At 69.0% G+C, this 5,221-nt stretch carries 8 protein-coding genes; 5 read left to right on the top strand and 3 right to left on the bottom strand.

Annotation, left to right across the window (positions count from 1 at the left end):
- The coding region (locus K2X24_RS17245; RefSeq protein ID WP_292499559.1) for a creatininase family protein at window positions 1–591 on the bottom strand (591 nt) is incomplete at its 3' end.
- A 132-nt stretch (window positions 592–723) separates the two neighbouring features.
- Between K2X24_RS17245 and K2X24_RS17240 the strand changes: the two genes are divergently transcribed.
- Window positions 724–1,788: a sensor domain-containing diguanylate cyclase gene (locus tag K2X24_RS17240; RefSeq protein WP_292499558.1), complete on the top strand. Its 1,065-nt coding sequence runs from the start codon at window positions 724–726 to the stop codon at window positions 1,786–1,788.
- Here K2X24_RS17240 and K2X24_RS17235 read toward each other — a convergent pair.
- Together K2X24_RS17235 and K2X24_RS17230 are read right to left on the bottom strand one after the other, a co-directional pair.
- Window positions 1,754–2,137 carry a CsbD family protein gene (locus tag K2X24_RS17235; RefSeq protein WP_292499557.1) on the bottom strand — a complete coding sequence of 128 codons (384 nt, stop codon included), beginning with the start codon at window positions 2,135–2,137 and terminating at the stop codon, window positions 1,754–1,756. The genes K2X24_RS17240 and K2X24_RS17235 overlap by 35 nt on opposite strands.
- 143 nt (window positions 2,138–2,280) lie before the next feature.
- Window positions 2,281–2,493 carry a CsbD family protein gene (locus tag K2X24_RS17230; protein WP_292499556.1) on the bottom strand — a complete coding sequence of 71 codons (213 nt, stop codon included), beginning with the start codon at window positions 2,491–2,493 and terminating at the stop codon, window positions 2,281–2,283.
- Between the two features lie 159 nt (window positions 2,494–2,652).
- Between K2X24_RS17230 and K2X24_RS17225 the strand changes: the two genes are divergently transcribed.
- The 4 genes from K2X24_RS17225 to K2X24_RS17210 form a co-directional block, all read left to right on the top strand.
- The gene (locus K2X24_RS17225) at window positions 2,653–2,865 is read left to right on the top strand and encodes a hypothetical protein (protein WP_292499555.1); all 213 of its coding nucleotides are present in this window, start codon (window positions 2,653–2,655) and stop codon (window positions 2,863–2,865) included.
- Window positions 2,862–4,172 (top strand): oxalate/formate MFS antiporter, encoded by a 1,311-nt coding sequence (oxlT, locus tag K2X24_RS17220; RefSeq protein WP_292499554.1) that lies wholly within the window; start codon window positions 2,862–2,864, stop codon window positions 4,170–4,172. Before K2X24_RS17225 ends, oxlT begins: the two co-directional genes overlap by 4 nt.
- A gap of 6 nt (window positions 4,173–4,178) precedes the next feature.
- Window positions 4,179–4,943, top strand: a complete 765-nt coding sequence (locus K2X24_RS17215) for a fumarylacetoacetate hydrolase family protein (protein ID WP_292499553.1) — start codon at window positions 4,179–4,181, stop codon at window positions 4,941–4,943.
- Window positions 4,944–5,000: 57 nt separating this feature from the next.
- The coding region (locus tag K2X24_RS17210; protein WP_292499552.1) for a ketopantoate reductase family protein at window positions 5,001–5,221 on the top strand (221 nt) is incomplete at its 3' end.

The raw sequence follows: 5,221 nt of genomic DNA, 5'->3' as shown, positions 1-5,221 counted from the left end.
CTCCGCCATCGCCCGGGTGCGGGGGGTGAAATCCGCCACGGCCTCCGCCCGCACGAGGTCGGGCCGCAGGGCCAGCATCAGGGCGGTCTCGATGCCGCCGCCATGGATGCCATGGCGGATCTCGTCCTCCGGGAACAGCCCTTGCGGGTAGCCGAACCGGCTCCAGGCCGTGGTCACCGCCACCATCCCGAGGGCGCGCAGGTCGCCCGCCACGAGGTCGATGAGCGCGCTGTTGCCCCCGTGCGCGGTGATGATCACGAGCTTGCCGCAGCCCGCCCGCAGGACATCCGCGCCGATCCCGGTCCAGGCCCGCAGGGCGGTCTCGGTGGAGAGGGTCAGGGTGCCGGGAAAGCCGTCGTGCTCGTCGGATTTGCCGATGGCCTGGACGGGCAGCAGCAGGACGTCGAGGTCGTCGGCCGGCAGCGCGGCCAGGCGGGCGAGGTAGCCCTCGGCGATGATCGTGTCGGTGGCCAGCGGCAGGTGCGGCCCGTGCTGCTCGATGGCCGCCACCGGCAGCACCGCGATGGTCCGCCCCATGTCGCGGGTCCGGAACGCCTCCGTCGTCAGTTCGGCCCAGGGGCGTATCGGCATCCGGTGGTGTCTCCCGCGCGGGCGGCCCACAGGCCGCGCGGGGCGGCCGGTTTCGGGCGGCATCGTATACCGATCCTTATCCCTAACCGTGATTTCAGGACAGGATCGACCGCGAGTGCCGACCCGCTACCCATGAGAACCGCGAAACACTGCGCCTCCTCCCCGGCGGCCCCGAATCCGGACGCGGCTGCGAGCCCGGACGACCTGCTGCGGGAGATCGCGCGCCTGAAAGCGATGCTCGACACCAATTCCGACTGGATCTGGGAGGTGGACGCACAGGGGCGCTACACCTACTCCTCCCGCCACGTGACGGCCCTGCTCGGCTACGAGCCGCACGAGATGCTGGGGCGCACGCCCTTCGACTTCATGCCCTCCGACGAGGCCGCGCGGATCGGTGCGATCTTCGGCGGCATCGTCGCCGAGAAGCGGGCCTTCGCGAACCTGATCAACCGGAACCGTCACCGGGACGGGGGGATCGTGGTGCTGGAGACGAGCGGCATCCCCCTGTTGGGAGAAGATGGCGCGCTGCTCGGCTACCGGGGCATCGACCGGGACGTCACCGCGCGGGATGCCGAGCACGCGCGCCTGCACGCGCTCGCGCGACGCGACGACCTCACGCAGCTCGGCAACCGCCTCGCCCTGCGCGAGCGGCTGATCGCATGGCTCGACGCCCCGGTGGCGGGGGCCGAATGCCTCGTGATCCTGCTGGATTTCGACCTGTTCAAGACCGTCAACGATACGCTCGGCCACAAGGCCGGCGACGTGCTGCTGGCCCAGGCCGCCCGGCGCCTCGACCGGGCGACGGCCGCGCAGGCCGCGCGGACCTTTCGCCTCGGAGGCGACGAGTTCGTGGTGGTGGCCGAGGTGGACGGCCCAACCGCGGAGCGGCGGGTGATCACGGCGATCCAGCAATGCTTCCTGGACCCGTTCGACCTCGACGGGAGCCTACTCTGCATCTCTGCGAGCCTCGGCATCGCGACCTGTCGCGATGCCGGGTCCTCGCCGGACCGGGAAACCCCGGAAACCGTGCTGGCTCGGGCGGACGCGGCCCTCTACCGCGCCAAGAACCAGCGCTCCCGGGACCGGACTGTCCAAGAACCGCCCCGAGAACCGCCGCCCCGGCCTCACGCGCCCCGGAAGGCCGGCGACGGGTCAGAGGGACTCAACGCCCGCGACGCATCAGCCAGCCGGCGCTGAAGGCGGCCAGCGCCACCAGCAGCAGCGTGGTGCCCTTGTTCTCCTGGGCGCGGGCGGCGACGACCCGGCCACGGCGCACGGCCACGCTCTGGTAGGTGCGGCCCCGCTCCTGCAGGTCCCCGGCGATGGCACGGCCGCGATGACGGGCCTCGTCGACGAGGTGCGCGCCGTCGCGCTGCAGGTCGTCGGCCGTGTCGCGGGCGCGGCCATAGGCGTATTGCACGGCTCCGGCCGCCTGATCGAACGCGCCCTCGGCCTGCGGGCGGACCCGCCCGGTCACGGCGCCGATGGCGGAACGGCCACGGCCCCGGATGTTGCGGATGCCGCCCTCGATCTGGTCCCTGTTCATCGTCGCGAATCCTTATCCAACGAGAGTTCCCGGTCCGGCCGAGCCACGCCGGGCGCGATCACCGGGCGCGCCTCGACGCGGACGATTCCGTTTTGCGCACCGGTCGGCCCCTCGGGGTCGCGGCGCGCAGGGTTAGGGCCGGATCAGATCTTCTTGATGGCGTCGGCCGCGCTGTGGGCCGCGCCCTTGATGCCGTCCTTGGCGTCGCCGACGGTCTTCTGGGCCTCGCCCTTCAACTCCTGGGCCTTGCCCTCGGCCTGCAGCTTCTCGTTGCCAGTGGCCGAACCGATGCCCTGCTTGATATTGCCGACGGCCTCGTTGGCCAGACCCTTGATCTTGTCCGTCGTGCTGCTCATCAGAACGCTCCGTGAAGCTGGTATCCATCGAAATCCCGGTCGCCGCATGCGACCGGTCGGTTTCGGACAAGCGGAACGGTGAAATCCGGCGATTGTTCCCTTTCCGACACTTCTCCGGAATGACGAGCGCGTGACGAACGCAGCCAGGACGCCGTCCGCATGTTGCGCTGCAAAGATCCTTTGCGAGCGGTGCAAGAAAATCTTGTCGGTTTTCCTGAGCGTGTTCAGCAGCTCAAATTTTTTATCGGCTTAACCCAAAAATTTTGCGGCAAACCCGAAGGCTTCCCCGAGTTCTCGCGCCTTGAATTCAAAATAATTGCCGATAAAACCGATCGCCATAAACAAGAGTTGAGCCGAGGAAGACGCCCATGACTGCGCGCATTGCGCCCGCCGAAGCCGGTCCGCGCCTGACCGCGACCGCCGGCGTGGATTCGCCGCCGCTCGGCCGCTGGGGCCAGCTCATCCTGGGCGTGCTCTGCATGTCGATGATCGCCAACCTCCAATACGGCTGGACGCTGTTCGTCGATCCGATCCAACAGAAGTTCGGCTGGGAGCGCACCGCCATCCAGTGGGCCTTCACGATCTTCGTGGTGATGGAGACCTGGCTGGTGCCGGTGGAGGGCTGGTTCGTCGACAAGTACGGCCCGCGCCTCGTCACCATCTTCGGCGGTGCGCTGTGCGCCCTCGGCTGGGTGATGAATTCCTACGCCGACACCCTGACGATGCTGTACGCGGCCGCCGCCATCAGCGGCATCGGCGCGGGCGCGGTCTACGGCACCTGCGTGGGCAACGCCCTGAAGTGGTTCCCCGACCGGCGCGGCTTCGCCGCCGGCCTCACCGCCGCCGGCTTCGGCGCGGGCTCGGCGCTGACCGTGATCCCGATCGCCAACATGATCCGCGATTCCGGCTACCAGCACACCTTCCTGGTGTTCGGCCTCGGCCAAGGCCTCATCGTCATGCTGGCCGCGCTGCTCCTCGTGTCGCCGAGCACCGCCTTCAAGGACCGCATGCTCGCCGGCCGGACGCAAACCGTGAACATCGTCACCCGGCGCCAGTACTCCACCGCCGAGATGGTGCGCACGCCGGTCTTCTGGCTGCTCTACCTCATGTTCGTGATGATGGCGGCCGGCGGCCTGATGGCGGCGGCCTCGCTGGCCCCCATCGCCAAGGACTTCCAGGTGGCGGGCGTGCCCGTCTCGCTGATGGGCCTGACCCTGCCGGCGCTGACCTTCGCGCTGACCATCGACCGGGTCCTCAACGGTGTCACGCGGCCCTTCTTCGGCTGGGTCTCGGACAAGATCGGCCGCGAGAACACCATGGTCATCGCCTTCCTGATCGAGGGCGCCGGCATCCTGGCGCTCGGCATGTTCGCCCATATCCCGATGGCCTTCGTGCTGCTCACCGGCCTCGTGTTCTTCGCCTGGGGCGAGATCTACTCGCTGTTCCCCGCCACTTGCAGCGACACCTACGGCGACAAGAACGCGGCGGCCAATGCGGGCCTGCTCTACACCGCCAAGGGCACGGCCGCCCTGCTGCTGCCGATCCTGCTAACCATCCAGGCCAAGACCGGCACCTGGCAGACGGTGTTCTACGTCGCCTCCGGCATGGCGTTCCTGGCCGGTTTCCTCGCGCTCTTCGTGTTGAAGCCGATGCGCGCCCGCTTCATCGCCCGGAGCTGACGCGCGATGGCCCGCTGGATCCGTTACCTCCACGACGGCGCGGGCGGCTTCGGCCGCCTCGACGGAGAAACCATCGCGGTCCACGAAGGGGATCTCTTCGCGGACCCGGTGCCGACCGGCGCGACCCTGCCGCTGGCGCAGGTCACCCTCGACCTGCCGTGCCGGCCCTCGAAATACATCGCCCTGTGGAACAACTTCCACGCCTCGGCGGAGAAGCAGGGCCTGACCCGGCCGGAGGTGCCGCTCTACTTCGTCAAGCCCGCGAGCTGCTACCTCGCCGGCGGGCAGACGATCACCGCGCCGGAGGGCGCCGGCCGCCTCCTGTTCGAGGGCGAACTCGGGATCGTGATCGGGAAGCGCGGCCGCGACCTGACCCCGGAGACGGCGGCCGCCCACATCTTCGGCTACACTTGCGTGAACGACGTCACCGCGCTGGAGGCCCTGAAGGCCGATCCGAGCTTCATGCACTGGACCCGCTCGAAGGGTCATGACGGCTTCGGCCCCTTCGGCCCGGTGATCGCGACCGACATTGACCCCTGGGCCCTGGAAGTGGCGGTGCGGGTCAACGGGCGGGAGCGCCAGCGCTATCCCCTGTCCGACATGATGCGCCGCCCCGCCGAACTGGTGGCCGAGCTCTCGCGGGACATGACCCTGGAGCCCGGCGACCTCATCGCCTGCGGCACCTCGCTGGGGTCCGGGCCGATCCCCAAGGGTGCCACGGTCGAGGTGGAGATCGCCGGCATCGGCGTGTTGTCGAACGGGTTTTCGTGAGACACCCGTACCCCCGGACCCGGACGTGACCAGGACAGGTTTTTCGAGGACATCCACATGAGCATCGCGATCGTCGGCGCCGGCGCCATCGGAGGATTCTTGGGCGTGCGCCTCGCCCATGCGGGCGAGGACGTCACCTTCATCGCGCGTGGGCCCAACCTGGAGGCCATCCAGGCCAACGGCATGCGGCTGATCGAGGAGGACGGCTCCGAGATCCACGTGACCAACCTCAAGGCCACCAAGTCCATGGCCGAGGCGGGACCGCACGACATCGTGCT

The sequence above is a fragment of the Methylobacterium sp. genome (assembly GCF_019750675.1).
In the GTDB taxonomy this organism is placed as follows: domain Bacteria; phylum Pseudomonadota; class Alphaproteobacteria; order Rhizobiales; family Beijerinckiaceae; genus Methylobacterium.
The sequence above is the reverse complement of the archived record's forward strand: the minus strand, read 5'-3'. Positions and strand labels throughout refer to the sequence as shown.

What these genes read in the sequence shown, in the direction of transcription:
- K2X24_RS17240 (WP_292499558.1), top strand. Translation starts at nt 724, where the DNA reads ATGAGAACCGCGAAACACTGCGCCTCCTCCCCGGCGGCCCCGAATCCG.
- K2X24_RS17235 (WP_292499557.1), bottom strand. Translation starts at nt 2,137, where the DNA reads ATGAACAGGGACCAGATCGAGGGCGGCATCCGCAACATCCGGGGCCGT.
- K2X24_RS17230 (WP_292499556.1), bottom strand. Translation starts at nt 2,493, where the DNA reads ATGAGCAGCACGACGGACAAGATCAAGGGTCTGGCCAACGAGGCCGTC.
- K2X24_RS17225 (WP_292499555.1), top strand. Translation starts at nt 2,653, where the DNA reads ATGTTGCGCTGCAAAGATCCTTTGCGAGCGGTGCAAGAAAATCTTGTC.
- oxlT (WP_292499554.1), top strand. Translation starts at nt 2,862, where the DNA reads ATGACTGCGCGCATTGCGCCCGCCGAAGCCGGTCCGCGCCTGACCGCG.
- K2X24_RS17215 (WP_292499553.1), top strand. Translation starts at nt 4,179, where the DNA reads ATGGCCCGCTGGATCCGTTACCTCCACGACGGCGCGGGCGGCTTCGGC.